This is a genomic window from Sphingosinicella terrae (genome assembly GCF_003347635.1).
Taxonomy (GTDB): domain Bacteria; phylum Pseudomonadota; class Alphaproteobacteria; order Sphingomonadales; family Sphingomonadaceae; genus Allosphingosinicella; species Allosphingosinicella terrae.
This window is the reverse complement of the sequence record NZ_QDFY01000011.1, coordinates 85467-110946: the sequence shown is the minus strand read 5'-3', so window position 1 is coordinate 110946 and position 25480 is coordinate 85467. Positions and strand designations below refer to the sequence as shown.

The following is a 25480-nucleotide window of genomic DNA, read 5'->3' as shown; positions in this document are numbered from 1 at the left end:
AGACGATAACGTCCGACTGCAATCGCTTAGAATCTTGAACGAACGTTCCCGGCCTGGCCGACAGGCGTCAGGTTCGCGCTGTCGCGAACCGGCTCAGACCTCGGCTTCAGCGAGGGCGTCGGCGAGGCTGCGGCGGATCTCCCGCAGTGCCTCCACCGGAAAAGGGGATGATGGAGTCTCCGGCGGTGGGGGAGACCCGGCAGCAGGCGAGATCGAAGTTGCGGCCGGATCGTCGGCATCGCCGCGCGCGAGCAGCTGCTGAACCCCCTTTATGGTGTAGCCGTCTTCGTTGAGGAGCTTGTTGATCCGTCTCGCGAGAGCGACGTCGGCGGGCCGGTAATAGCGCCGGTTGCCCGCGCGCTGCAGCGGCCGCAGCTGCGGGAAGCGCGTTTCCCAATATCTCAATATGTGCTGCGGCAGCCCGAGCTCGGCGGCAAGCTCGCCGATCGTCCGGAAGGCGTGTTCGCTCTTCTGGGTCGGCGGGGCCATCCGGCGATCAGCCGCCGCGGGCGATCCGCTCGCGCATGATCTGACTGGCGCGGAAGGTAAGAACGCGGCGCGGCGCGATCGGGACCTCGACCCCGGTCTTGGGATTGCGTCCCACCCGCTCGCCCTTGTCGCGCAGGATGAAACTGCCGAAGCCGGAGATCTTGACGTTCTCCCCGTCGCCCAGGGCACCGCACATATGGCCGAGAATGCCCTCGACGATGTTGGCGGAATCGGCGCGGGAAAGGCCGATCTCCCGATGCACGATATCGGCGAGGTCGGCGCGCGTCAGCGTGCCCACGGACGGCTTCCTGATCGTCCCTGCGTCTGCCATTGAAGGTGTACCTCCCGCTCGGTCAAGCGACACTAATCCAGGTTCACGTCGAGCGCAACGTGAACCTGTCACAACAACATGCCGGACCGCCCCGGATTCACGGTGAGAATCGGGGCCGACCTGCCGTTCGCGCCGCTCCCCCGGGCAGCGCGCGGCGCCCTTCATAGAGTCGGCAGGCCGGCGAGGCCAGTCCGGCAGGGGCCAAGTCGTACCGGATCGGGAAAGCCGCGCCGCACGGCCATCGCCTATTCTGGCGCGAGTGGACCGGCTTTCCCTGTCAGTAGCGCAGGACGGCGGCCCCCCAGGTGAAGCCGCCGCCCATCGCCTCGAGGACGACGAGATCCCCCTTGCGGATGCGCCCATCGCGAACGGCGACGTCGAGCGCGAGCGGCACCGATGCGGCCGACGTGTTGGCATGCTGGTCGACGGTTACGATCACCCGCGCCGGGTCGAGCCCGAGCTTCTTCGCGGTCGCGTCGAGAATGCGCTTGTTCGCCTGGTGGGGAACGACCCAGTCAACTTCCTCGGTGCGATGACCGGCGGCGGCCAGCACCTCGCCGAGCACCTCGGCGAGGTTGACGACGGCGTGGCGGAACACCTCCTTGCCCTTCATCCTGAGCTTGCCGACCGTGCCGGTGGTGGAGACGCCGCCGTCGACGTAGAGCAGGTCGTTGTGCCGGCCGTCGGCGTGGAGGCGGGTGGCGAGAATGCCCTCGTCCTCGACATCGCGCGCCTCGAGCACGACCGCGCCGGCGCCGTCGCCGAACAGGACGCAGGTCGCGCGATCCTCCCAGTCGAGGATCCGGCTGAAGGTCTCCGAGCCGATCACCAGGGCATGATCGGCCATCCCCCCCTTCACCATGTTGTCGGCGATCGACAGGGCGTAGAGGAAGCCGGTGCAGACCGCCTGCACGTCGAAGGCGATGCAGTCGTCGATCCCGAGCGCGGTCTGGACCCGGGTGGCGCTGGAGGGAAAGGTCTGGTCGGGCGTGGCCGTGGCGAGGACGATGAGGCCGATCCGGTCGGCGGCGATGCCGGCGGCGTCGAGCGCCTTTCGCGCCGCCTCGGTCGCGAGCGTGGCCGTGGTCTCGCCGTCGGCGGCGATGTGACGCGCCTCGATGCCGGTCCGCTCGACGATCCACTCATGGGTCGTCTCGACCCGCTCGGCCAGTTCCTGGTTGGTGACGCGGCGCGGCGGCAACGCCGCTCCCGTGCCGACGATGACGGCGCGGCGGGTCATTGCGCCGCCTGGCTGTTGGGCAGGGACACGCTGGCGAGATCCTCGCTGATCTTCCGGGTGAGGTCCTCGCGCACCATCCGCGCCGCGACCCGGATCGCGTTGGCGACGCCCTTGTCGTTGGCGCTGCCGTGGCTCTTCACGACCAGCCCGTTGAGACCGAGGAAGACGGCGCCATTATGATTGTTCGGATCGAGATGGTGACGCAGCAGTTCGGTGGCCGGGCGCGAAATGAGAAAGCCGATCTTCGACCGCACCGAGCTGGTGAAGGCGCGCCGCAGGAGATCGGTGACGAATCGCGCCGTGCCCTCCACCGACTTGAGCGCGATATTGCCGGAGAAGCCGTCGGTGACGACCACGTCGGCCCCGCCACGCGAAATCTTGTCCGCCTCGATGAACCCGTCGAAGCTCATGCCCACGTCGGTGGAGCGTCGCAGGATCGCCGCCGCCTCCTTGAGCTCGTCCGTCCCCTTGAGCTCTTCGGTGCCGATGTTGAGCAGCTGGACCCGCGGCCGATCGAGGTCGAGCACGACCCGGGCATAGGCCGCGCCCATGACCGCGAACTGGACCAGATTCTGGACGTCGCACTCGGTATTGGCGCCGAGATCGAGCATGACGAGGTCGTTCTCGCCCAGCGTCGGCAGCAGCGCCGCCAGAGCGGGGCGGTCGATGCCCGGCATGGTGCGAAGTGCCAGCTTCGCCATCGCCATCAGCGCCCCGGTATTGCCGCCCGAGACCGCCGCCTGCGCCTCACCGGCCTTCACGGCCGCGATAGCGCGGCCCATCGAGCTGGTCTTGGCGCGCCGGATCGCCTGGCTCGGCTTCTCGGTGCCGGCGATGACGTCGTCGCAATGGACGATCTGACAGGCCGCGGCGAGCGCCGCGTGGCCGTCCAGCTCGGCGCGGATCGCCGACTGGTCGCCGAACAGCAGGAATGTGAGGTCGCTCCGACGCTCGAAGGCGCTAGCGGCGCCGGCGACCATGGCCGGGGGACCGGAATCGCCCCCCATGGCATCGATCGCGATCCGGGGCCCGCTGGCCAAAGCTGCCGCCTCCCCTCTTAAGGAAAGATGCGTGTCACGCCTCGGTCTTCAGGATCTCGCGACCCTTATAATGGCCGCACGCCTGGCACACATTGTGCGGCTGGCGGAGCTCGCCGCAATTCGGGCATTCCTGAAACTGCGTGACTTTGAGCGCATCGTGGCTGCGACGCATGTTGCGCCGCGACGGCGAGGTCTTTCTTTTGGGAACGGCCATGTGGCACCTGCTCTTGAAGGTTCGGTTGCATGATGTGGCGAGCGCAAGCCCCGAGATCAACGGCCCTACCGGCCGCTGGCCTCGCGGCCGTGAGCTTCTCGCGTGAAGGCAGCGGCCTATAGCGATTCCGGCCAGAGTTGCAAGCGCGGCCACCACGTGCGAACGGCAGGCGAGACGAGGAAGGGGTAAAAGATGATCCTGCCGATCACCCTCACCATCGCCGGGGCCGCGGCGATCCTGCACATCTGGCTGAGCGTTCGGGTCAGCAGCCTGAGGCGTCGGCTCCAGATCGGCGTCGGCGATGCCGGCAACGAGATGATCGCGCGCCGGATGCGCGCCCATGGCAATTTCGCCGAGAACGTGCCGATCTTCCTCATCCTGCTGTTCGCGCTCGAGCTGGCGACCGGCGGCAGCCTGTGGCTGTGGGGCGCCGCGATCCTCTTCATCCTGGCCCGCATCGCCCACGCCTTCGGCATGGACCGGCCCGGCGCCAATCCGCTCCGCGTGGGCGGCATCACCCTGAGCTGGCTGGTGCTGCTTGGGCTCGGCCTCTTCGCGATCCTGATCGCCTATCAGAGTCCCGGCCTGAGGGGCGGCATCGAGATCTCGCCCAGGCAGCGCGCCGCCGCGCAGATCTGATCCCGCCGCCGCCGGTCAGGTCCGCGCCAACGCGCGATCGCCGACGAACGGGTTGGTGCGGCGCTCCTGGCCGAAGGTGCTCATCGGACCGTGGCCGGGGACGAAGGCGGTGTCTTCACCGAGCGGCCAGAGCTTGCCGGTGATCGCCTCGATCAGGTCCCGGTGATTGCCCATCGGGAAATCCGTGCGGCCGATCGACCCCTGGAACAGCACGTCGCCGACGATGGCGAGCTTCGACGAGGGGTGGTGGAAGACCACGTGGCCGGGCGTGTGGCCGGGGCAATGATAGACGTCGAAGACGAGGTCGCCGACCGTCACTCGGTCGCCATCGACGAGCCAGCGATCGGATTCGAAGGTCTTGCCGGTGATGCCGTAATTGCGGCCGTCATCCTCCAGCCGCGAGATCCAGAAGCGATCGGCCTCGTGCGGTCCCTCGATCGGCACGCCCAGTTCCTCGGCGAGCAGCTTGGCCGAGCCGCAATGATCGATATGGCCGTGGGTGAGCAGCAGCTTCTCGACCGTCACGCCATGCTGGCGCGCCGCCGCCTTGAGGCGGTCGAGGTCGCCGCCCGGATCGGTGAACGCGCCCTTCATCGTCGCCGTGCACCAGATCAGGCAGCAATTCTGCTGGAGCGGCGTGACCGGGATGATCGCCACCTTCATCGGAGGATTGGTCATGCCGGCGAGATGGCGCGCGCCGCGGCGCGATACAAGCGCGAAGACGGCTGCTAGGGTCCGAACTCGATTAGGAGGCGGTCGTGACGGGTTCGATTTTGTTGTCCGGCAAGGAGCAAGGAGGGAGCGATGCTTGTGCATCGTGACCGACGCCGCGACGCCGTCCGGGCGGCAAAAGCGAGCCCGCCGCTTCGCGGTCGGCCGGAGGCGGCGGCTGGCTTCGTCGATCGGTTTGGCCGGGCGTCCAGCCCGGCCTGCGCCGCTCTCCTATCCAGCCGCCTCCTCCGGCCGATCCCGATCCGCCTCCTAAGCGAGTTTGGACCCTGGGCTATGCCGATGCGCGCCTCGTCCCTCCTCGCCGCCCTTCTCCTTCTTTCCGGCTGCACCTTCGGGGGAAGCGGGATCGCTCCGTTCACCCCCGCGCCCGCCGCGCCATCCGAGGACGAGCTCGAGGTCCCCTATGTGCCGACGCCGCGCCCGGCCGTGGAGGCGATGCTCGACATGGCGGCGATCGACCCGTCCGATTATCTGATCGATCTCGGATCGGGGGACGGGCGCATCCCGATCATGGCCGCGCAGCGCGGCGCCCGGGCGCTCGGAGTCGATATCGATCCCGCCCGCGTCGCCGAGGCCGGCGCCGCCGCGCGGCTGGCCCAGGTCGAGAACCGCGTTCTCTTCCGGCGTCAGGACCTGTTCGTCACGCCGCTACGGGATGCGACGATCGTCGCCCTCTATTTGATGCCCGAGCTGAACCTGCGGCTGCGCCCGCGGCTGCTCACCGAGCTGCGGCCCGGGACGCGCGTCGTCAGCCACAATTTCGACATGGGCGACTGGCGCCCCGACGCTCGGCGCGAGGTCGGCAATTCCCGGCTGTTCCTGTGGGTCGTTCCCGCCCCGGCCGAGGGTCGATGGCGCCTGCAGATGGCGGATGGGCGAGAGACGCTGCTCGAGCTCGAGCAGCGCTTCCAGGATGTCGGCGGATCGCTCGATGGTCGGCCGCTGCGCGACGCCACGCTGAGCGGACGCCATCTGCGCTTCACCATCGATCTCCCCGAAGGCACCCGGACCTTCCTGGCGCTCGTCGAGGACGCCGCGATCGTTCCCGATCCGCAGGCGGAGGGGCCGCAGGACTGGCGCGCGGCACGCCTGCCCTGATGCGACCTTCGCCGAGCGCCGGGACCTTCCGGCAGCGCATTCGTTTCGATGGAGGACATCCGCCTTGCCAGGCGACCGTGACCGGCGGAAAGTGGACGATCATGATCGAAGCAAAGATCTCCCGTTCGGCCCGGCGCGCCGCATCGCCCGCGCAACGCGCCGGTAGAGAAACGAGGCCGGCTTGATCGTCCAGTTCGCGGCGCTGCCCTGGCGTGTCGATCCGGATAAGGGCGTCCAGGTCCTGGTCATCACCTCCCGCGACACCGGCCGCTGGGTGATTCCGAAGGGCAATCCGATGCCGCGTCTCAAGGGGCATGAGACGGCCGCGCGCGAGGCGCATGAGGAAGCCGGGATCGACGGCCATGTCAGCGCCGTGCCGATCGGCCATTACGAATATGAGAAGCGCCGGCGGTCCGGGCCGGACGCCACGGCCTTCGTCACCGTCTATCCGATGCTCGTCACCCGTCAGCACCACGCCTGGCCGGAGCGCCACCAGCGCACCCTGCGCTGGCTGGAGCCCCGCAAGGCGGCGATGGCGGTCGACGAGCCGGGCCTGCGGGAGCTGATCCTGGCGCTCGGCGAGAATCCGCAGAAGTTTGCGGATGGGGCGGCGGTTGATATGGGCGGCCATCGAGTCGCCAGGGGGTCAGGAATGGTGAACTTCATCCGGGCGATCATGCCCAAGGAAGACCGGTTCTTCGACATGTTCCAGCGGCATGCCGAGATCCTGGTCGAGGGCGCGGACGCGATGGCGGCGATGTTCGCGGGCGAGCAGGGCATTCCCGAATCCTGTCGCCGTATCGAGGAGCATGAGAATGCGGCGGACGACGTCACGCGGGACGTCCTCGTCGCCGTGCGGCGCTCCTTCATCACGCCGTTCGACCGCAGCGCCATTACCGCCCTCGCCTCCTCGATGGACGATGCACTCGACGAGATGTGGCAGACGGCGAAAGCGATCACGCTCTACGAGGTGACCAGCTTCGAGCCCGAGATGCTGGAGATGAGCCGGCACGCCGCCGAGGCTGCCCGGCTCGTGCGCGAAGCGGTGCCGCTGCTGCGCAAGGTCGGCCGCAACGCGGCCCGGCTCCACGAGATCACCGAGAAGATCGTCCACCTCGAAGGCAAGGCGGACGGCCTGCACGAGAAGGGGCTGAAGGCGCTCTACCAGGCCCATGTCACCGATCGGCCGATGGCCTTCTTCGTCGGGCGCGAGATATACAGTCACGTCGAGCGCGTCCTCGACCGGCTCGAGGACGTCGCCGACGAGATCCAAGGCATCGTGATCGACCACGCTTAAGGGTCCAAACTCGACCAGGAGGTGGCCGTGACGGATCGGATCTTGCTCTCCGGCAAGGAGGAAGGAGGGAGCGATGCCGATGCATCGTGACCGACGCAGCGACGCTGCCCGGGGGGCAAGGTGCAGCAGGTCGCCATGTCCCCCGGACATGGCTGCGGATTGCCGGGGGCAATCCGCACCTGCGCACGGCCCGCCGCTTCGCGGTCACCTCCTGATCGAGTTTGAACCCTGATGGAACCAACCCTGGCCTTCCCGCTGCTGGTCGCGCTGATCGGCGTCGCTTTGCTGTTCGATTTCCTCAACGGGCTCCACGACGCCGCCAATTCGATCGCCACCGTGGTATCGACGCGGGTGCTGACGCCCCAGATCGCGGTGCTGTGGGCCGCCTTCTTCAACTTCATCGCCTTCCTGTTCTTCGGGCTGCACGTCGCCGAGACGATCGGCCGTGGCATCGTCGACCCCCTGATCATCGATCCGGCGGTGGTGTTCGGCGCCCTGATGGGGGCGATCGCCTGGAACGTGATCACCTGGCTGCTCGGAATCCCGTCGAGCAGCAGCCATGCGCTGATCGGCGGCCTGCTCGGCGCCGGCATCTCGAAAGGCGGCCTCGCCGTCGTCGAATCTTCCGGCGTGCTCAAGACCAGCGTCGCCATCTTCCTGTCGCCGATGCTGGGCATGCTCGTCGCCCTGATCCTGGTCGTGCTCAGCTCCTGGCTGTTCAAGCCGGTCAACGCCTCCTATTCGGACCGGATCTTCCGCCGCCTCCAGCTGATCTCGGCCGCCGCTTATTCGCTCGGCCACGGCGCCAACGACGCCCAGAAGACGATGGGGATCATCGCCGTCCTGCTGTTCAGCCAGGGGATGCTCGGCAACAGCTTCCACGTGCCCTTCTGGGTGGTGATCTCCGCCCAGGCCGCGATGGCGCTCGGGACGCTGATGGGCGGATGGCGGATCGTCCACACGATGGGATCCAAGATCACCCGGCTGAGCCCGCACCAGGGCTTCTGCGCGGAGACGGGCGGCGCCATCATGCTGTTCTCGGCGACCTCGCTCGGGGTCCCGGTGTCGACCACCCACACCATCACCGGGGCGATCATGGGCGTCGGCGCCGCCCGTCGCTTCTCGGCCGTCCGCTGGGGCGTCGCCGGCAATATCGTCCTCGCCTGGGTGGTCACGATGCCGGCGGCCGGCCTGATCGCCGCCGCCTTCTATTGGATAACGCGGCTGTTCTGAGGGCCGGGGTTCCCAGTCACTCGGAAAGCCAATGCTCCGCGTCCATCGAATGATGGAGGTCCCGCACGATCCGGACCGTCTCGTCATCGAGGTCGTAGAGGATGCGGTGGCTGCGGTGCGGGAGGCAATTTATGGCGGGAGTCACGTCGATGCGGACGCCGGCCCTGGGATGCCGGCCCAGCAAGGCAAAGGACTTCTCGAAGCTCCGGAGATAATCCTCGCCCACCGTCCGGCCGAATCTGGCGACGCTATATTCGAGGATTTCCGATAGATCCGCCGCAGCGGCCGTGCGAAGTCGAACCTCAGCCACGCCGGGCAGCGATGATGCCCTCGATCGTCTGTTCACTCGACGGCGAGGCCCGCCCCGGCATCGATGGCCGCCTGAAGACGAGCCTTCGCCTCCGCGGCATCCTGGTCGCGCCGCATGAGGTCGCGAACATAATCGCTCGCGCTGCTGTACCGGCCTTCGGCGACGCGGGCATCGGCCCACGCCTTGAGCTTGTCCGGCAACGAGATATTCAGCTGCGCCACGAGCCCTATCTACGAATTCGTACGAATTTGCGTAAGGTCGGCTCAGCACTCGACGACATTGACGGCGAGGCCGCCGAGGCTGGTCTCCTTGTAGCGCTCGTTCATGTCGAGGCCGGTGCGCCGCATCGTCTCGATCACCTGGTCGAGGCTGACCCGATGCGATCCGTCGCCGACGAGCGCGAGGCGCGAGGCCTCGATCGCCTTGATCGCGCCGACCGCATTGCGCTCGATGCAAGGCACCTGGACGAGCCCGCCGACCGGATCGCAGGTGAGGCCGAGATTATGCTCCATGCCGATCTCGGCCGCATTCTCGACCTGCGCCGGCGTGCCGCCCATCGCGGCGGTGAGCCCGCCGGCGGCCATCGAGCAGGCGACCCCGACCTCGCCCTGGCAACCGACCTCGGCCCCGGAGATGGACGCATTTTCCTTGAACAGGGAGCCGATCGCCGCGGCCGTCAGCAGGAAGGTCCGCACGCCCTCGTCGGTCGCCCGCGGCGTGAAGCGCTGATAGTAACGCAGCACCGCGGGGACGATGCCGGCGGCACCGTTGGTTGGGGCCGTGACGACGCGCCCGCCCGCGGCATTCTCCTCGTTGACCGCGAGCGCCCACAGATTGACCCAGTCGATGACGGTCAGCGGGTCGGAAAGCGCGCGCTCGGCCCGTTCGGTCAGCAGCCGGTAGAGAGCCGGCGCGCGCCGCTTCACGTTGAGGCCCCCGGGCAGGATCCCGTCAACCGCCATGCCGCGGTCGATGCAGGCGGACATGACCTCGACGATCGCGTCGAGCCGGCGATCGATCTCCGCGTCGTCCAGAGCCACGCGCTCGTTCGCGCGGGCGATGTCGGCGATGCTCATCTCCTCGCGCGCCGCGATCCTGAGGAGCTCATCGCCCGACGAGTAGCGAAACGGTACGTCCCAGCCGCCCTCGGGCGGAGCGTTGCGCGCCACCTCGGCTTCACCCACCACGGCGCCGCCGCCGACCGAGTAATAGACGGCGCTCTCGCTTCCGCCGCCGATCAAGGCGGCGGTGAAGCGCAGGCCGTTCGAATGATGCGCCAGCCGCTCGCGCTGATGGAAGCGCAGGTCGCGCGGCTCGTCGAAGGCAATCTCCGCATCGCCGCCGAGCCGGAGCATACCGGTTTCCCTTATGTGCGCGACCGTCCTCTCGGCGGCGTCGGGATCGATCCGGTCAGGCCGTTCGCCGGAAAGACCGAGGAGAATGGCCCGATCGGTCGCGTGCCCTTTTCCGGTCAAGGCGAGCGATCCATAGAGATCGACCTCGATCCGCTCCACCCTGTCGAGCCCGGCGCCGCCGCGCAGCCCCTCGACAAAGCGGCACGCCGCCGTCATCGGACCCATCGTGTGTGAACTGGATGGACCGACGCCGATCTTGAACAGATCGAAAGTGCTGCAGACCAAGGACTTTCTCCGGACGGGGGGCGGACCGTGCCGACTTGGGAGCGGGGCCGGAGGATGACAAGCGAAATGCGCCCCTTCGTCCTCCTCGACGATTCGCGTCCGGACGGCCGTGCCCGTCTTTACGAAGCGCCCGCGGAGATCGTCGAGACGCGCGATCCGGCGATGATGCCCACCTGCCTGCAGCGGCTCCGGGGCCGCGACGCCGCCGGATTCCTGTCTTATGAGAGCGGCCATGCGCTCGAGCCGAAGCTGCAGCCTCTGGCCGGGATGCCGGAGGCGGAGGACCCTCCCCTGCTCTGGTTCGGCCTGTTCGATTCGGTGCGCGAGGTCGACGCCCGCGCCTTTCTTCCCGACGCGGCCGGCGCCTGGGCCGGCCGGCCTCGCCCCAGGATCGACGAGGCGGAATATACCCAGGCGATCGAGCGGATCCTGGACCATATCGTCGCCGGCGATATCTACCAGGCCAACTATACCTTCCAGGCCGATGTCGAATTCGCCGGTGCCCCGGCCGCCCTCTACGCAGCGCTGCGGGCGCGTTCCATGGCGGGTCACGGCGCGCTGCTTTTCACCGGCCGGCACTGGATCCTGAGCCTCTCGCCCGAGCTGTTCTTCACCGTCGAAGGCGGAAAGGTGACGACCCGGCCGATGAAGGGGACGGCGCCGCGCGGGGCCGAACCTTCGGTGCTGCGCGACGACCCCAAGCAACGCGCCGAGAATCTCATGATCGTCGACCTGCTGCGCAACGATCTTTCGCGGCTCGCCCGACCCGGCAGCGTGAAGGTGCCCGACCTGTTCGCCGTCGAGACCTACCCGACGCTCCTCCAGATGACGTCCACCGTCACCGCCGAGCTCGAGGCTGGCCGCGACGCCATCGATCTGCTCGAGACCATCTTCCCCTGCGGATCGATCACCGGCGCGCCGAAGATCAGGGCGATGGAGATCATCGATGCGCTGGAGCCCGAGCCTCGCGGGGTCTATTGCGGAGCCATAGGACGGGTTGCGCCCGACGGCGGAGCGTCGTTCAATGTGGCGATCCGAACGCTGACGCTGAAGGCTGGGGAAAAGGTCGCGCGGCTGGGGCTCGGATCGGGAATCGTGGCGGACAGCCGCGCCGGGGACGAGTGGCGCGAATGTCTGACGAAAGGGGCGTTCGTGGAAACCCAGCGTCGATTCGACCTGATCGAGACGATGGCCTTCGACCCACAGGAAGGAATAACCGAGCTCGAGCGCCACCTTCGCCGGCTGAAGGCGAGCGCCGACCTGCTCGGCTTCGCCTATGATCGCCACGTCGCCCGCAACGAGCTGCAGGCGGCGACCTTCCGTGCCGGGCCAAGCCGGATCAGGCTTCGTCTGTCGCGCAGCGGCGCGATGGCGATCGAGCTACGTCCGCTGCCGGCGCATCCGCCCCAGCCGGCGCCGGTGGCGATCCTGCCGCTTCCGGTCGACGCCGAGGACTTCCGTCTTCGCCACAAGACCAGCGATCGCGCCTTTTACGACGAGGCCCGCACCGCTGCCGGGACGTTCGAGATCCTGTTCCGCGACGCGGACGGCTTCCTCACCGAAGGCAGCTTCACCAGCCTGTTCGTCGAGCGGGGCGGCACGCTGCTCACGCCGCCTGCCACGCGCGGCCTGCTTCCCGGAATCCTGCGCGAGCGGCTGATCGAGGAAGGCCGCGCCGAGGAGCATGACCTCACCGAAGCCGACCTCGCCGGCGGATTCCTGATCGGCAACAGCGTGCGCGGCCTGATCCGCGCGCGCAGAGCCGAATCCGCGCTTCAGGCATAAGCGAGCAGCGCGTCGCGCCTGGCGGCGAGCGCGTCATAATCTTGAGAAGCCGACCTGCCCGCGATCCGAGCGAGCGCGCGATCGAGCCGATCACGCGCGGCGCTGCCGATCGGCGCCAGCGCCGCGGCTATTCGCTCATTCTCGGCCATGGCACCGGGTCCGTGCAGCACGACATCGCATCCCGCGGCGATCGCCGCGCGCGCCCGCGCTTCCGGCGGTCCGGCAAGCGCTCCCATGCTGAGATCGTCGCTGATCAGCAGCCCGTCGAAGCCGATCCGGGTGCGGATCACCTCATTGATGATGGTCGGCGACAGCGTGGCGCAGTTCCCCTCGTCCCACGCCGTGAACAGCAGATGCGCCGTCATCGCCATCGGCGCATCGCTGAGCGCCCGGAAGGGGGCGAGATCGACCGCGAGCGCCTGTTCGTCGGCGTCGATCCGGGGCAACGCCTCGTGGCTGTCCGCCTTCGCGCGGCCATGACCCGGCATGTGCTTGACGATGCCGCACACCCCGCCTTCCTCGAGGCCGTCGAGCACGGCCCGCCCCAGCGCGGCGACCTGAAGCGGATCGCTGCCGAGCGATCGATCGGAGATCACCGTGTGCGCAAGCTCGTGGCGCAGGTCGAGGACGGGCGTGCAATCGACGTTGATGCCGACCTCGGCGAGGAGGACGGCCATGGCGAGCGCATTCAGCCGCGCCGCCTCGATCGCGCTGATCGGCGCCTTCCGGTAGAGCAGGCAGAAGCGATCGGGGGCCGGAAAGACCGGCCATTCGGGCGGGCCGAGACGCGCCACGCGGCCGCCCTCCTGGTCGACCAGGATCGGCAGGTCGGTGCGCCCGGCGAGCGAGCGCAGGTCGTCGGTGAGGCGGCGCAGCTGGCCGCGGTCCCTGATGTTGCGGCCGAACAGGATATAGCCGGCCGGGTCGGCATCGGCGAAGAAGGCGCGTTCTTCCGCGCCCAGCGTCTCACTTTCGAGGCCGAAGATCACAGGCAGCATGGCCGGCCACTAGCGCCCGGATAGAAACGCCGAAAGGCCGGAGATCGCCGAGGGTAAGCCGCCGGCGCCGCGCCGCCCACGGCAATGCCGGATCGCGTCGCTACGCAGCCGATCGGGCTCGCGCGCATCCCGATCTCGATCCCGCTCGATGAGGAACGGCTTCAGGCGCTTTCCACGGCGCGCGGCCGACACGTCGAAGCCGGATCGGCCGGCCCTCGTCGATCCGGCCAGGCTCGACTGGCGCCTGGGACCGGGATCCTTCAGCCGACGAGCGCGCAATCCTCGCCGGCGATCTGCAGCCGCCGGCAGATGCCCGCCGCGTCGGCGCCACTCGCGCGCAGCCGGTAGAGTGTGCGACCGCCCGATTGCACCGGGACGATCGAATGGCTGAGCGGCGCCAGATAGCGGAAGCGGCCGGACAGGCCGGTCCAGGCGCGATTGGCGAGCGCCTGGCTCGAGAAGGCACCGAGCTGAATCGTGGCGCCGGCCGCCGCCGGGGCGGGCCGCGGCGCCGGGGCGGGCGCCGGGGTCGCAGCCGGAGCCTGCGGACGCGGCTGGGCCGGCGGAGGCGCCCGGGTGACGGGCGCCTCGGGCACCGCGTCGGTATTGAGCCGTCCCTTGGGCTCGGCGCCCTCGCTGGCCGCATAAGCGGTGTCGCCTTCGCCGGCCACGTTCATGCCCGGATCGCGGGCCGGAACCTTATAATCGCCCTCGGGCGCAGCGATGATCTCGCCCTCGCCGCCGCCGCCGCTGCGATTTCCCAACCAGAACAGGCCGCCGACGATCACGCCGATGGCGATGAGGCCGATGACGATCGCGCCGACCAGCTTCGCCGCGGAGGGAGCGCTCGGCCCCTCATCCTCCTCGACGGCCTCCAGCCAGGGCAGACGGTCCTCCTCGCCCATTCCTTCCGCGCGCGCGTCGTCGCTCATTTCCGTATCTCCCACCGCCGCCGCAGCGCCGGACTTCCGGCTGCGCCGCGTCAGCGGCTCACAGCATTTCCTCGGCCGCCTTCACGCCCATCAGCGCGAGGCCGTTGCGGACAATCTGCCCGATCCCGTTCGCCAGTTCCAGACGCGCCCGTGTCATTTCGGGATTGTGTGCCAGGAGGAAACGCTTTTCGGGATCATCATTGCCCTTGTTCCACTGCGCATGGAACGCCGCGGCGAGATCGCCGAGGTAGAAAGCTATCCGGTGCGGCTCGTGCGCGGTGGCCGCGCCCTCGACGATTCGGGGGAATTGGGCAGCCAGCTTGACCAGCGCCAGCTCGTCCTCGTCGAGCCGCGACAGATCGGCCTCGTCGGCCATGTCGACGCCGGCCTCCGGCGCCTTGCGGTTCAACGACGAGATCCGCGCATGGGCATATTGGACGTAGAAGACGGGATTGTCCTTCGACGCCTCGACCACCTTGGCGAAGTCGAAGTCCATCTGCGCGTCGGCCTTGCGGGTGAGCATGGTGAAGCGAACGACGTCCTTGCCGACCTCGCCCACCACCTCGGCGAGGGTGACGAAATTGCCGGCGCGCTTCGACATCTTCACCGGCTCGCCGGCGCGCAGCAGCCGGACCATCTGGACCAGCTTGACGTCGAGCGGCACCTTGCCCTCGGTGAGCGCGGCGACCGCTGCCTGGATGCGCTTCACCGTTCCGGCATGATCGGCGCCCCAGATGTCGATCAGCTGATCGCACGCCTGCGCCTTCTGGAAATGGTAAGCGAGGTCGCCGCCGAAATAGGTCCAGCTGCCGTCCGACTTCCGGACCGGCCGGTCCTGATCGTCGCCATATTCGCTCGCCTTGAACAAGGTGAGCTCGACCGGTTCCCATTCGTCGTGCGGGTCCAGGCTCTTCGGCCGCTCGAGCGCGCCCTCGTAGATCAGGCCACGGCTCCGCAGCGTCTCCAGCGCCGCGTCGGCCAGGCCCTTCTCATGGACCTCGGCCTCCGAGGCGAAGACGTCGTGATGGATGCCGAGCAAGGCGAGATCGCCGCGGATCTGGTCCATCATCATCGCCACGGCACGCTTGCGGAACGGCACCAGCCATTCGCTCTCCGGCGCATCGACGAAAAGATCGCCATGCTCGGCGGCGAGCGCCTGGCCCACCGGCATCAGATAATCGCCGGGGTAGAAGCCCTCGGGGATCTCGCCGATCGCCTCGCCGAGCGCCTCGCGGTAGCGCATGTGCGCCGAGCGAGCGAGCACATCGACCTGGGCGCCGGCATCGTTGACATAATATTCGCGGGTCACCTGGTGGCCCGAATATTCGAGCAGGCTGGCGAGCGCGTCGCCGACGACCGCGCCGCGGCAATGGCCCATATGCATCGGGCCGGTCGGGTTGGCCGAGACATATTCGACATTGACCCGCTGTCCGCGGCCCATGTCGGACCGGCCGTAATCGGCGCCGCCGGCGAGGATCGCGCGGAGCTCCTCCTCCCACACGGCCCGGCTCAGCCGGAGGTTGATGAAGCCTGGTCCAGCCACTTCGGTGCTCTCGACCTCGCCGATCTCGCGCAGCCGGGGCGCGATCAGTTCCGCCAGCGCCCGCGGGTTGGTGCCGGCGCGCTTGGCGAGCACCATTGCGGCGTTGGTGGCGAGATCGCCATGCGTCGCATCGCGCGGCGGCTCGACCGCGACGGCGGCGCGATCGATGCCGGCGGCGAGGCGGCCTTCGGCCTCGAGCGTGTCGAGCAAATTGTCGATATGCGCGGCGAAGCGGGCGTAGAGGGTCACGTTGATTTCCGTCGATGAGGAGGCGCGGCTGTAGCGGATGGGCCCGCCGATTTGAAGGTCAGCGACCCGCCAGCGCGCGTAACTCGCGATTGTGGTGAAGATGGGTCCCGTCCTCGGGCAGGGCAAGGGTGGCGGCGAGCGCTTCGACCACCCGGTCCGCGTCGATGGCGGCGAAGCGATCGAGCCGGCCGCGCAGGAGCCGGCTCGCGATCGGGCTGAGGGCGACGGCGAGTTTTTCCGCGGGCCGCCGGTCGCCGCTGCGCGCGCCGAGCAGCAGGCCCGGACGGAAGATGTCCAGCCGCGGGGCGCCCAGCGCCCGGAGGCCCTGCTCCGTCTCCCCCTTGACGCGCAGGTAGAAGATCCGGGAGCCGGGATCGGCGCCGACCGACGAGACCGCCGCGATCCGGCGTGCCCCCGCCGTCCGGGCCGCGCCGGCGAAGGCGAGCACCATGTCCCGATCGACGGCGCGGAAGGCCTGCCTCGAGCCGGCCTCGCGCATCGTCGTGCCGAGGGTGGAGATGGCGGCCTCCGGCGCAAGGGCGGCGACGATGTCAGGCCAGGCATCGGCTTCGGCGACGTGCAGCGCGCCCGGTCCGACACTGGGACGCCGCTGCAGCCGATGGAGGTCGTGACCCAGGGCCGCCAGACGCCGGGCGAGCGAGGCGCCGATCAGACCGGTCCCGCCGATCAGCGCCACGCGCACGTCAGAAGCCTTCCGGCAGCTCGGCGGGTCCGACCAGTTCCTCGTAGCGGCGGATCGCGTATCGGTCGGTCATGCCGGCGACGAAATCGCCGATCGCGCGCAGGATCGCCGGCCGATCATCCGACGCCGGCCGCCATTCGGCGGGCAGTCGCCGGGGATCGGCGCGATAGGCCGCGAACAGGCCGGCGAGCACGCGCTGCGCCCGCTCCTTCACCGCCCTCACCTCGGGTGCATCGTACATACGGGCATAGAGGAAGCGCTTGAGCTGGCGTTCCTCCGCGCGGAGCGATTCCGAGAAGGCGACGAGCGGCCGCCCGGCGGCGCGCACGGCCTCGACGCTGGCGATCCCGCCGATGCGGCGACGCGTCTCCCCGATCAGGTCGTTGACCATGATTCCGATCTGCTCGCGCACCAGCTCGGGCAGCAGCCTCTTCTCGTCGCAATCGGGGTGCCGGGCGCGAACCGCCTCCCAGCCCCGGGCGACCAGCGGGACCTCGAGCAGATCGCGCAAGGTGAAAAGTCCGGCGCGGAGGCCGTCGTCGACGTCGTGATTGTCGTAGGCGATATCGTCCGACAAGGCGGCGACCTGCGCCTCCAGGCTCGGCCAGGTCTCGAGGTCGAGCGGAAACGCGCGATCGGCATCGGCGAGCGCCCAGGTCGGCGCCGCGACGGGACCATTATGCTTGGCGAGCCCCTCGAGGGTCTCCCAGCTGAGGTTGAGGCCGGAAAAATCGGGATAGGGACATTCGAGCCGGGTCAGCAGGCGGATCGTGTTCGCGTTGTGATCGAAGCCGCCGGCCTCGACCATCGCCGCCTGGAGCGCGTCCTCGCCGGCATGGCCGAACGGCGGGTGGCCGATGTCGTGAGCCAGGCAGAGCGCCTCGGTGAGATCCTCGTTGAGGCCGAGGACGCGGGCGATGGTGCGGCCGATCTGGGCGACCTCGAGGCTGTGGGTGAGACGGACCCGGAAATGATCGCCGTCCGGCGCGACGAAGACCTGGGTCTTGTGACGGAGGCGGCGAAAGGGGACCGAATGGATGATGCGATCGCGGTCGCGCTGGAAGACGTCCCGCGGCCCGCGGGTGACCCGCGCTTCCTCCGCATGCAGGCGACCACGCGAACGGGCCGGATCGGACGCATAGGGAGCGAGGTTCATCGGATCCGCTTCAGCATGGCCGGCTCACCGGCCGGTCGGCAGGCGCTCTATCTCCTGGCCCGCTTCGCTTGTCCAGGCGAAGGCGGTGACGTCGTGCCGTGCCAGCTGGTTGACGAACTCCTGTGCCTCGCGCGGGCTGGCGAAGGGTCCGACCAGCAAGCGGTTCGTGGCCCGCAGCGGAGTCGTATAGGCGGTGCGGCCGTTGAGCTGTTCCGGCGCCAGGCCACGCAGCCGCGCGAACTCGCGCGGCAGGCCGGCCTTGTTCGCGCCGCCGGCAATCTGGACCCAGTGACGGGCCGGATGGGCCGGCTCGGCGCGGCGGCTCCGCGCCGCGCGCCGCTCGGGCTGGGCGGATTCGCTGCGCGCCGCGGCCGCCCGTGCCGGCGGCGGCGGAGGCGGCGGTGCTGGCGGGGCCGGCGCAGGCGTCTCGACCGGCAACGCCTCGACGAGCGCGGCGATATCGGCAAGTGTGGCCGGCGGCGGCGTCGAAGCCGAAGCGGGCGCCGACGCGCTCGGCTGGAGGCTGAATCCGGGAGTGGGCACGATCGTCGACGCCGGGATCTCGGTCGTACTGACCGAAGGCCGACCTGTGCGGGGACTGGAGGCGGGATCCGGGCGCGAAGTCTGCCCCTGAGAGGGCGGCGGCGTGGAGGCCGGCTGGGCGGGCGGGGGCAGTGTCCGGGTGGGCGGCGCCGGCGCGCCGGTTCCTTGCGCGCCCGGGTAAGGGGCGCCGGCCCAGCGCGTGCTGACCTCGGCGATCTCGACCTGGCGGGAGGCCGGAACGCCGCCGGCGGGAGGCTGGGACCGTTGCCCCGGGGGTTGGATCGGCTGGGACGAGGGGCTCGGGACGGCGCTGCCTGCCGTGACGGTTCGCTGCGTCTGAGACTGGGCCCGCGCCGGCGCCGGCGTCGCGGCTGGAGGGCGCGTCGTCGCCGCAGGGGGCGCCGGCCGGGATGTCGCCGCCGCGGCGGTGCTCCGCGACGTTGTGCCCTCGGCCGCGCGATTGCGGCGGCGCTCGGCACGCGCGCGGCTGCGCAGGCCGAAGCGGTCGGCGGGGTCGTTCTCCGCGTTGGGCCGGCGACGGCCGCCTGTGTCGGCGGTCGGGGCTTGGGCGGTCTGCGTCCGCGGCGCGGCGGCCGGAGCACCGCCCATGGCGAAGGCGAGGGCACCGGGATCGGCGGCGATCTCGGCCTGGGCCGACGCGCCGCCCGCCTGGCCGGCGCTCGGGAAATAACCGAGATGGACCGCTCCGGCCTTGTGAGCGGGATTGAGGGCGGCCAGCCGCTGGAGGAAGGGCGCCATCGCCTGGGCGTCGGCCGGCGGCATGAAGCCTTGCATGGTCCGGGTCGCGCCGGCCGCGTCGCCGGTCAAAGCGAGGATGAAGGCCTGAGTCCGCCACGCCGCCCGCTCATTGGCCCGAAGCTGCGCGTCGATCAGCCGGAGCGCGGCATCGCGACGTCCGCTGATCGCCAGCGACAAGGCCAGGCGGCGCCTCACCTCGGCATCGTCCCCGCGGCGCAGGACGAGCATATAATCCTGCTGCGCGCGCCGGACGTCGCCGACCAGTTCGTGAGCGAGCCCCCGCTCCGACGCGATCTCCACTTCCGGCGCCCCGAGGCCGACCGCCTCGGCAAATAGGGTCAGGGCCGTGTCGGCCTCTCCCAAGTGGACGAGGGCCGAGGCTATGCCGGCGCGGACGCGAGCATCGCTGCGGCTGATCTCATTGGCGCGGCCGAAGAAGGTGAGCGCCGCCTGCGCATCGCCGCTCCGCAGGGCGGCGCGGCCCGCGCCGACCAGCGCGTCGACGCTCCGCGGATTCTGGGCCAGCGTGACGAGATGGCCGCGCAGCTCCGCGCCGCCGTCCGGCGACAGCGGCTGGACGATAGCGCCCGGGGGCAGCTGGGCCTGCGGGGACTGGGCTGCGGCCCCGCCTGGAAATGCGGTCCCGGCCGCCAGCAACGCGAGGCTGCGGCGGACGCCCCGCATCATCGATGAAGTCATGCCGCGGATAGACAGGGCCGAAGCTGTACCCGCAATGACCCTGCCGGGCGCGTGCGCTCAGGCGGTAGGTCCGGGCGATGAAATGCCGTCCCTCCCCCGGGGCAGCGCAGCTGGCCCGGGGGAGGTGCGGTCGCCTACTGGTTGTTCTGCCGGTTCAGAAAACGCGGGATGTCCAGCGAATCCCGGCTGGTGCGCATCCGGGGCCCGGTCTCCTCGTCGACCTGCGCCTTGGCGGCACCGCGGGCGATGTTCGACATGCGCTCGAACAGCGTACCGCCTTCGCGCGCCGGCTTCGACGCCGCCGGCGCCGACTGCGGCTCGTCCTGGGTGAGCCAGGAGCGGCGGCCCGCGGAGGATGTCTCGATCTCGTCCGGCGGCGTCGGCTGATCGACGTGATCGAGCAGCAGCTCGTCGCCTTCATCCTCCCCGGCGGGCGGATCGAGGGCGAGCTCCGAGGGCGCCTCGGTCGGCTCATCGATGAAACTGACCGGCTCTTCCGCCTCGACCGGATCGGCGCTCGCCGCCGGCGGGGTCAGGCTGATCCGCTCCGGGACAGCGGCGGCCGACGGCTCGCCCCGGCCGACCTCGCCGTTCCTGCCGCCCGGAAAGGCGAAGACCTTCGCCTGGAGCGGCGGCGCCTGGGTCGCCTCCTCGACGTCGATGCCGGTCGCCACGACCGACACGCGGATCTTCCCTTCGAGATCGTTGTTGAACGCCGATCCCCAGATGATGTTCGCGTCCGGATCGACCAGGTCCTTGATGTGGTTCGCGGCCTCGTCGACCTCCATCAGGCGCATGTCCTCGCCGCCGGTGATCGAGATGATCACGCCCTTGGCGCCCTTCATGCTGACCCCGTCGAGCAGCGGATTGGCGATCGCCTGCTCGGCCGCCTCGATCGCGCGATTGTCGCCCGAGGCCTCGCCGGTGCCCATCATCGCCTTGCCCATCTCGCTCATCACCGATCGGACGTCGGCGAAATCGAGGTTGATGAGGCCGGGCATGACCATGAGGTCGGTGATCCCGCGAACGCCCTGCTGCAGCACCTCGTCCGCCATCATGAACGCTTCCTTGAAGGTCGTGTTCGGATTGGCGATGCGGAACAGGTTCTGGTTCGGGATGACGATCAGCGTGTCGACATGCTGCTGCAGCTCGTCGATGCCGGATTCCGCCGATCGGGCGCGCCGGGCGCCCTCGAAGCTGAACGGCTTGGTCACGACGCCGACGGTGAGGATGCCGCGGTCGCGCGCCGCCTTGGCGATGACCGGCGCCGCGCCGGTGCCGGTGCCGCCGCCCATGCCGGCCGCGATGAAGCACATATGGGCGCCATCCAGCGCCTGCTCGATCTCATCGATCGCCTCTTCCGCGGCGGCCTTGCCGATTTCCGGACGCGAGCCGGCGCCGAGGCCCTGGGTGATCTTGAGCCCGAGCTGGATCTTGCGGTCGGCGAGGGAATGGTTGAGCGCCTGCGCGTCGGTGTTGGCGACGATGAAGTCGACGCCCTGCACCTCCGACTGGATCATGTTGGCGATGGCGTTGCCGCCGGCGCCGCCGACCCCGATGACGCTGATGCGGGGGCGAAGCTCCTCGACCTCCGGACGGATGAAATCGATGCTCATGCAATGTCTCCCCTCTGCCCTTGCGCCATACTCCGCGCACCCTTTGGAGCCGTGCGGCTCCTGGTCTGTCCGATGGGCATCGCCGAAGCGGAAATCCGGTGAACCGGCGGCCGCACGATGCCCTCTAAGCCCTTTTGCACGATGCGATTCTGCGGTGCGAGTAAAAAGTTAACGCGATACACACATTTTTCCTCAATACTGGGTCCGAAACAAAGCGATCAGCCGCTGCAACATGTTCCCCGCGGGGCGCTCCGACCCGCCGGGCGCGGCGAAGCCGACGCGAAGGTCGAGCTCGTCCGAGGCGGCGAACTGGGCAAGGCCGGCGAGGGTCGAGAAAGCCGGGCCGCTATGCGCCTCCGGAAGGCCGGCCATGGACGGCCGGCCGACGCGGACGGCGCGGCCGAGAACGCCCTGCGCGTAATCGGCGATGCCCTTCAATTCGGCGCCGCCGCCGGTGAGCACCACCTGCCGCCCGAACGGCCCGGCGAAGCCGAGCGCCTTCAGCGCATCCTCGATCTCCGCCGTGAGATGCTCGAGCCGCTGCCGGATTACCGAGACGAGCTGCGCGCGGGTGATGCGCGCGGACTCGATCCCCTCCTGCCCGCCCGCGATCGGCGCGAGCTCGATCATGTCGTGATTGTCGCGCGGGCTCGTCATCGCCGAGCCGTAGAAGCACTTGATCCGCTCCGCCTCGGTCCGGCGCGTGCCGAAGGCGGCGGCGATGTCGTCGGTGATGTCGCTGCCGCCGAAGGGGAGCGACTTGAGGCCGACCAGCATGCCGCCGGCGAAGACCGAGACGTTGGTCACGCCGGCGCCGAGCTCGACCAAGGCGACGCCGAGCTCGCGCTCCTCCTCGCCCAGGCAGGCCTTGCCGGCGGCGACCGGCGAGGCGACGATCGCTTCGACCCCGAGATGGGCGGAGCGGACGCACAGGTCGAGATTCTTGACCGGGGAGGGATCGGCAGCGACGACATGGATGTCGACGGCGAGCTTGTCGGCGTGCAGGCCGCGCGGCTGCTTGACCCCGGTCATGCCGTCGATCGTGTAGAGCGCCGGCATCGCGTGCAGGACCATCCGGCCCTCCGGATCGATCGACTCCTTGCCCGCCGAGAGCAGGGCATCGATGTCCTCGCGCGAGATCCGACGTCCGCCGATCGACACCTCGACCCGGGCGACGTTGCTGACCAGCCCGCCGGCGGAGAAGCCGACGAAGACCTGGTCGATATTGGTGCCGGCGATCCGCTCCGCCTGCTCGACCGCCTCACGGATCGCGATCTCGCTCTTCTCCATGTCGGCGATGTAGCCGCGCTTGACGCCGCGGCTCTCGCGCTGGCCGGTGCCGAGGATGCGCAGGCCGCCATTCTCCTGCGGCTCGGCGATCATCGCCGAGATTTTCGAGGAGCCGACGTCGAGGGCGGCGACGAGATTGCGGGTGGGGGGCGGCGGAGCTCTGCGCAACTAGATGGTCCTCGCCAGGTCCGGCGGGGTCGGGCCGGGATCGGGGGGGACCAGCTCCGGCACACTGGTGCCGGGCTGGCGCGAGACACGGACGATGAAGCGGCCCGGAATGCGCATGTCGAAGCGGACGAAGCCGCGGCCGAGCAATTGGGTCTGCTGGTCCATCCGCGCGAAATGGAGGATGGCGCGGCGCGACGGCCGGTCGCCCTCGGGCAGCGACAGCACCTCGCCGGTCTGGAACCGTATGTCCCAGCGGCGTCCGCCGATCCAGGCGGCGCCGGCGACCTGCGGCCGCAGATGCGGCGTCGAGGCGAGGAGCGCGTCGAGCAGGTTGAGGTGGCGATTGGCACCGGGCCCGATCACCAGCGGCAGCTCCGGCATGGCATCGATCCGCACCGGCTCGAGCACGACGCCCTCGGCATCGATCAGGCTGAGCCTGCGATTGTTCTGCCAGATGGCGGCCGGCCGCCGCTCGACGATGTCGACGACCAAAGTATCGGGGAGGCGGCGATGGACCCGGGCCTCCTTGATCCAGCCGAACTGGAGCAGCCGCTCCCTTGTGCCCTGGAGATCGACCAGCGGCATCGCCATCGACGGCTGGTCGAAGGCGACATTGTAGATGTCGAGCCGCGACACGCGCTCGGCGCCCTTGATCTCGACCCGCTGCATGGTGAATCCGGCCCCGCCGATGCTCTCCGCCAGAGCGGCGCCGGCAAGCTGCGGCAGCCGGAAGGCGAGCACCAGGGTGACGACCAGGACCAGGCCGATGAGGGCGAAGGCCCAGCCGCCGATCCGCCGGCCGGCGCCGGCCGGCAGGCCGAAGGAATCGAGCAGGCTCTGGTTCTTCGGCCGCCGCGTATTGACCGAGCGGCCGGTCTGGCGCGGCCGCGCGCCCGAACGCGCGCCTCCGCGGCCGCCGCCGCCGCCGCCATTGCCGCGGGCGATGCGCGCGCTCATGCCTTCGGACCTTCGGCCATGGCCTCGGCGACGATCCGCTCGACTAGCTCGGCATAATCGATGCCCCGCGCCCGCGCCTGTTCCGGCACCAGGCTGAGCGGCGTCATGCCCGGCTGGGTATTGACCTCGAGCAGATAGAGGCCGTCCAAGCCCTTCTCGTCGTCCCAGCGGAAGTCGGAGCGCGAGGCGCCGCGGCAGCCGAGCAGGCGATGCGCCTCGAGCGCCATCGCCATGGCGGCGTCGCGTATCTCGTCCGGGATCTCGGCCGGACAGACATGTTCGGTCATCCCTTCCGTATATTTGGCGTCGTAATCGTAGAAGCCGGAGCGCGGCCGCAACTCGGTCACCGCCAGCGCCTCGCCGCCCAGCACCGCCGAGGTGAGCTCGCGCCCGCGGATGAAGGGCTCCGCGAGCAGGCGGTCGAATTCCTGCCAGGGCCCGGCGCTGTCGCGGGAGATGGGGGCGCCGTAATTGCCGCCCTCGCGGACGATGGCGACGCCGACCGACGAGCCCTCGTTCACCGGCTTCAGGACGAAGGGCCGCGGCAGCGGATCGGCCGAATAGAGGCTCTCGCTCTCCACCATTTTCCCTTCCGGCATGCGGATGCCGGCAGGAACGAGGACCATCTTGGTCAGCTCCTTGTCGATGGCGATCACGGAGGTGGCGAGGCCGCTATGGGTATAGCGGATCCCCATCAGGTCGAGCATGCCCTGGACGGTGCCGTCCTCTCCCGGCGTGCCGTGAAGGGCGTTGAAGACGATGTCGGGTCGAAGCTCGGCCAGGCGCTGGGCGACGTCGCGCCCCATGTCGATGCGGGAGACCCGATGGCCGCGGCTCTCGAGCGCGTCGGCGATGCCGGCGCCGCTGGACAGCGAGACCTCGCGCTCGGCGGACCAGCCGCCCATCAGCACCGCGATGTGGAGCTTATCCATGATCGACACCCACGCGCTGTATTTCCCATTCGAGGGTGACACCCGAATGCTCGCGGACCCGGCGCCGCACCTCCTCGCCCAGTCCCTCGATATCGGCGGCGCTGGCTTGGCCCAGATTCAGCAGGAAATTGCAGTGCTTCTCCGAGACCTGGGCGTCGCCGACCCGCAGGCCGCGGCATCCAGCGGCATCGATCAGCTGCCAGGCCCTGGTGCCGGGCGGGTTCTTGAAGGTGGAGCCGCCGGTGCGGCTGCGCAGCGGCTGCGATTCCTCGCGGGAGCGCGCGATCCGGTCCATCTCGGCCTGGATCGCGGCCGGATCGCCGGGCTCGCCGCGGAAGGTGGCGGAGACGACGATCGCCTGCTCCGGCAGCGCGCTGTGGCGATAGCTGTAGCCGAGCGCCTCGGCGGGGAGCACCCGCCGCTCGCCGGAGCGGAGCACGACTTCGCACTCGACCAATATGTCCTTGACCTCGCGGCCGTAGGCGCCGCCGTTCATCCGCACGAAGCCGCCGACCGTGCCCGGTATCGAGCGCAGGAACTCGATGCCGGCGATGCCGAGATCGCGCGCGGTCGAGGAGACGAGGATGCCCGACGCGCCGCCGCCGCAGCGCAGGGTGACGGGGTCGAGCCGGTCCACCTTGGCGAAGGCCTTGCCGAGCCGGACGACCACGCCGCGAACGCCGCCGTCGCGGACGATCAGGTTGGAGCCGAGGCCGAGCGCCATCACCGGGACTGCCGGATCGAGGGCGGCGATGAAATCCTGGAGATCGTCCTCGTCCTTGGGCTCGAACAGCCACTCGGCCGGACCGCCGGCCTTGAACCAGACCAGGGGCGCGAGCGCGCCGCCGGTCTGGAGCCGGCCCTTGACCCGGGGCATGTCGATCAGC

25 protein-coding genes are annotated in these 25480 nt (G+C 69.6%); 5 read left to right on the top strand and 20 right to left on the bottom strand.

Annotation, left to right across the window (positions count from 1 at the left end; genetic code table 11):
• Positions 1-93: 93 nt before the first annotated feature.
• The 5 genes from DDE10_RS18365 to rpmF form a co-directional block, all read right to left on the bottom strand.
• Positions 94-489, bottom strand: a complete 396-nt coding sequence (locus DDE10_RS18365; RefSeq protein ID WP_114954243.1) for a MerR family transcriptional regulator — start codon at positions 487-489, stop codon at positions 94-96.
• 7 nt (positions 490-496) lie between these two features.
• A complete protein-coding gene (locus tag DDE10_RS18360; protein ID WP_114954242.1) occupies positions 497-820 on the bottom strand; it encodes an integration host factor subunit alpha in 324 nt (107 codons plus the stop codon).
• Positions 821-1097: 277 nt separating this feature from the next.
• Complete coding sequence (locus DDE10_RS18355; protein WP_114954241.1) at positions 1098-2060, bottom strand: beta-ketoacyl-ACP synthase III; 963 nt, start codon at positions 2058-2060, stop codon at positions 1098-1100.
• Entirely contained in the window at positions 2057-3100 is a 1044-nt protein-coding gene (plsX, locus tag DDE10_RS18350) for a phosphate acyltransferase PlsX (RefSeq protein ID WP_114954240.1), read from the bottom strand. The genes DDE10_RS18355 and plsX overlap by 4 nt, the downstream gene beginning before the upstream one ends.
• A 34-nt stretch (positions 3101-3134) precedes the next feature.
• Complete coding sequence (gene rpmF, locus DDE10_RS18345) at positions 3135-3314, bottom strand: 50S ribosomal protein L32 (RefSeq protein WP_114954239.1); 180 nt, start codon at positions 3312-3314, stop codon at positions 3135-3137.
• A gap of 192 nt (positions 3315-3506) precedes the next feature.
• Here rpmF and DDE10_RS18340 point away from each other — a divergent pair, with 192 nt between their 5' ends.
• Positions 3507-3953 carry an MAPEG family protein gene (locus DDE10_RS18340; protein ID WP_114954238.1) on the top strand — a complete coding sequence of 149 codons (447 nt, stop codon included), beginning with the start codon at positions 3507-3509 and terminating at the stop codon, positions 3951-3953.
• Positions 3954-3968: 15 nt separating this feature from the next.
• Here the strand turns inward: DDE10_RS18340 and DDE10_RS18335 are convergent, their stop codons facing one another.
• Complete coding sequence (locus tag DDE10_RS18335; RefSeq protein WP_114954237.1) at positions 3969-4631, bottom strand: MBL fold metallo-hydrolase; 663 nt, start codon at positions 4629-4631, stop codon at positions 3969-3971.
• A gap of 333 nt (positions 4632-4964) precedes the next feature.
• Between DDE10_RS18335 and DDE10_RS18330 the strand changes: the two genes are divergently transcribed.
• The 3 genes from DDE10_RS18330 (at position 4965) to DDE10_RS18320 (ending at position 8313) form a co-directional block, all read left to right on the top strand.
• Positions 4965-5783 (top strand): SAM-dependent methyltransferase, encoded by an 819-nt coding sequence (locus tag DDE10_RS18330; RefSeq protein ID WP_162806719.1) that lies wholly within the window; start codon positions 4965-4967, stop codon positions 5781-5783.
• Positions 5784-5967: 184 nt separating this feature from the next.
• Entirely contained in the window at positions 5968-7080 is a 1113-nt protein-coding gene (locus DDE10_RS18325; RefSeq protein ID WP_114954286.1) for a DUF47 family protein, read from the top strand.
• A 231-nt stretch (positions 7081-7311) separates the two neighbouring features.
• Complete coding sequence (locus DDE10_RS18320; protein WP_114954235.1) at positions 7312-8313, top strand: inorganic phosphate transporter; 1002 nt, start codon at positions 7312-7314, stop codon at positions 8311-8313.
• Between the two features lie 16 nt (positions 8314-8329).
• Here the strand turns inward: DDE10_RS18320 and DDE10_RS18315 are convergent, their stop codons facing one another.
• Genes DDE10_RS18315 through DDE10_RS18305 form a run of 3 tightly spaced genes read right to left on the bottom strand, consistent with a single transcriptional unit; the run spans position 8330 to position 10263 of the window.
• Positions 8330-8623: a type II toxin-antitoxin system RelE/ParE family toxin gene (locus DDE10_RS18315; RefSeq protein ID WP_162806718.1), complete on the bottom strand. Its 294-nt coding sequence runs from the start codon at positions 8621-8623 to the stop codon at positions 8330-8332.
• Positions 8624-8655: 32 nt separating this feature from the next.
• On the bottom strand, positions 8656-8844 hold the full coding sequence (locus tag DDE10_RS18310) for a type II toxin-antitoxin system ParD family antitoxin (protein ID WP_114954233.1): 189 nt from the start codon (positions 8842-8844) through the stop codon (positions 8656-8658).
• A 42-nt stretch (positions 8845-8886) separates the two neighbouring features.
• Positions 8887-10263 carry an L-serine ammonia-lyase gene (locus DDE10_RS18305; protein ID WP_114954232.1) on the bottom strand — a complete coding sequence of 459 codons (1377 nt, stop codon included), beginning with the start codon at positions 10261-10263 and terminating at the stop codon, positions 8887-8889.
• A 66-nt stretch (positions 10264-10329) separates the two neighbouring features.
• On the opposite strand from DDE10_RS18305, the gene pabB reads away from it, so the two are divergent.
• Positions 10330-12048, top strand: coding sequence for an aminodeoxychorismate synthase component I (gene pabB / locus DDE10_RS18300; RefSeq protein WP_284734759.1), 1719 nt, complete (start codon positions 10330-10332; stop codon positions 12046-12048).
• Here pabB and nagZ read toward each other — a convergent pair.
• From nagZ to murB, 11 genes are all read right to left on the bottom strand, one after another.
• Positions 12039-13046: a beta-N-acetylhexosaminidase gene (nagZ, locus tag DDE10_RS18295; RefSeq protein ID WP_114954230.1), complete on the bottom strand. Its 1008-nt coding sequence runs from the start codon at positions 13044-13046 to the stop codon at positions 12039-12041. The genes pabB and nagZ overlap by 10 nt on opposite strands.
• 260 nt (positions 13047-13306) lie before the next feature.
• Positions 13307-13978 (bottom strand): SPOR domain-containing protein, encoded by a 672-nt coding sequence (locus tag DDE10_RS18290; RefSeq protein WP_114954229.1) that lies wholly within the window; start codon positions 13976-13978, stop codon positions 13307-13309.
• 58 nt (positions 13979-14036) lie between these two features.
• Positions 14037-15770 carry an arginine--tRNA ligase gene (argS, locus tag DDE10_RS18285; RefSeq protein ID WP_114954228.1) on the bottom strand — a complete coding sequence of 578 codons (1734 nt, stop codon included), beginning with the start codon at positions 15768-15770 and terminating at the stop codon, positions 14037-14039.
• Positions 15771-15828: 58 nt separating this feature from the next.
• Positions 15829-16473, bottom strand: coding sequence for an NAD-dependent epimerase/dehydratase family protein (locus tag DDE10_RS18280; protein ID WP_114954227.1), 645 nt, complete (start codon positions 16471-16473; stop codon positions 15829-15831).
• A 1-nt stretch (position 16474) separates the two neighbouring features.
• Positions 16475-17629, bottom strand: coding sequence for a deoxyguanosinetriphosphate triphosphohydrolase (locus tag DDE10_RS18275; RefSeq protein WP_114954226.1), 1155 nt, complete (start codon positions 17627-17629; stop codon positions 16475-16477).
• Between the two features lie 24 nt (positions 17630-17653).
• A complete protein-coding gene (locus tag DDE10_RS23555; RefSeq protein WP_162806717.1) occupies positions 17654-19618 on the bottom strand; it encodes an SPOR domain-containing protein in 1965 nt (654 codons plus the stop codon).
• Between the two features lie 146 nt (positions 19619-19764).
• Positions 19765-21246 carry a cell division protein FtsZ gene (ftsZ, locus tag DDE10_RS18255; RefSeq protein ID WP_114954222.1) on the bottom strand — a complete coding sequence of 494 codons (1482 nt, stop codon included), beginning with the start codon at positions 21244-21246 and terminating at the stop codon, positions 19765-19767.
• 192 nt (positions 21247-21438) lie between these two features.
• Complete coding sequence (ftsA, locus tag DDE10_RS18250; RefSeq protein WP_284734758.1) at positions 21439-22704, bottom strand: cell division protein FtsA; 1266 nt, start codon at positions 22702-22704, stop codon at positions 21439-21441.
• Positions 22705-23661 (bottom strand): cell division protein FtsQ/DivIB, encoded by a 957-nt coding sequence (locus DDE10_RS18245; protein WP_114954221.1) that lies wholly within the window; start codon positions 23659-23661, stop codon positions 22705-22707.
• Positions 23658-24593: a D-alanine--D-alanine ligase gene (locus DDE10_RS18240; protein ID WP_114954220.1), complete on the bottom strand. Its 936-nt coding sequence runs from the start codon at positions 24591-24593 to the stop codon at positions 23658-23660. Before DDE10_RS18240 ends, DDE10_RS18245 begins: the two co-directional genes overlap by 4 nt.
• Positions 24586-25470: a UDP-N-acetylmuramate dehydrogenase gene (gene murB / locus DDE10_RS18235; protein WP_114954284.1), complete on the bottom strand. Its 885-nt coding sequence runs from the start codon at positions 25468-25470 to the stop codon at positions 24586-24588. Before murB ends, DDE10_RS18240 begins: the two co-directional genes overlap by 8 nt.
• Positions 25471-25480 lie beyond the last annotated feature (10 nt).

Coding starts and splice junctions, on each gene's coding strand:
- DDE10_RS18365 (WP_114954243.1), bottom strand. CDS start 489: ATGGCCCCGCCGACCCAGAAGAGCGAACACGCCTTCCGGACGATCGGC.
- DDE10_RS18360 (WP_114954242.1), bottom strand. CDS start 820: ATGGCAGACGCAGGGACGATCAGGAAGCCGTCCGTGGGCACGCTGACG.
- DDE10_RS18355 (WP_114954241.1), bottom strand. CDS start 2,060: ATGACCCGCCGCGCCGTCATCGTCGGCACGGGAGCGGCGTTGCCGCCG.
- rpmF (WP_114954239.1), bottom strand. CDS start 3,314: ATGGCCGTTCCCAAAAGAAAGACCTCGCCGTCGCGGCGCAACATGCGT.
- DDE10_RS18340 (WP_114954238.1), top strand. CDS start 3,507: ATGATCCTGCCGATCACCCTCACCATCGCCGGGGCCGCGGCGATCCTG.
- DDE10_RS18335 (WP_114954237.1), bottom strand. CDS start 4,631: ATGACCAATCCTCCGATGAAGGTGGCGATCATCCCGGTCACGCCGCTC.
- DDE10_RS18330 (WP_162806719.1), top strand. CDS start 4,965: ATGCGCGCCTCGTCCCTCCTCGCCGCCCTTCTCCTTCTTTCCGGCTGC.
- DDE10_RS18320 (WP_114954235.1), top strand. CDS start 7,312: ATGGAACCAACCCTGGCCTTCCCGCTGCTGGTCGCGCTGATCGGCGTC.
- pabB (WP_284734759.1), top strand. CDS start 10,330: ATGCGCCCCTTCGTCCTCCTCGACGATTCGCGTCCGGACGGCCGTGCC.
- nagZ (WP_114954230.1), bottom strand. CDS start 13,046: ATGCTGCCTGTGATCTTCGGCCTCGAAAGTGAGACGCTGGGCGCGGAA.
- DDE10_RS18290 (WP_114954229.1), bottom strand. CDS start 13,978: ATGAGCGACGACGCGCGCGCGGAAGGAATGGGCGAGGAGGACCGTCTG.
- DDE10_RS18275 (WP_114954226.1), bottom strand. CDS start 17,629: ATGAACCTCGCTCCCTATGCGTCCGATCCGGCCCGTTCGCGTGGTCGC.
- DDE10_RS23555 (WP_162806717.1), bottom strand. CDS start 19,618: ATGATGCGGGGCGTCCGCCGCAGCCTCGCGTTGCTGGCGGCCGGGACC.
- ftsZ (WP_114954222.1), bottom strand. CDS start 21,246: ATGAGCATCGATTTCATCCGTCCGGAGGTCGAGGAGCTTCGCCCCCGC.
- DDE10_RS18245 (WP_114954221.1), bottom strand. CDS start 23,661: ATGAGCGCGCGCATCGCCCGCGGCAATGGCGGCGGCGGCGGCGGCCGC.
- DDE10_RS18240 (WP_114954220.1), bottom strand. CDS start 24,593: ATGGATAAGCTCCACATCGCGGTGCTGATGGGCGGCTGGTCCGCCGAG.
- murB (WP_114954284.1), bottom strand. CDS start 25,470: ATGCCCCGGGTCAAGGGCCGGCTCCAGACCGGCGGCGCGCTCGCGCCC.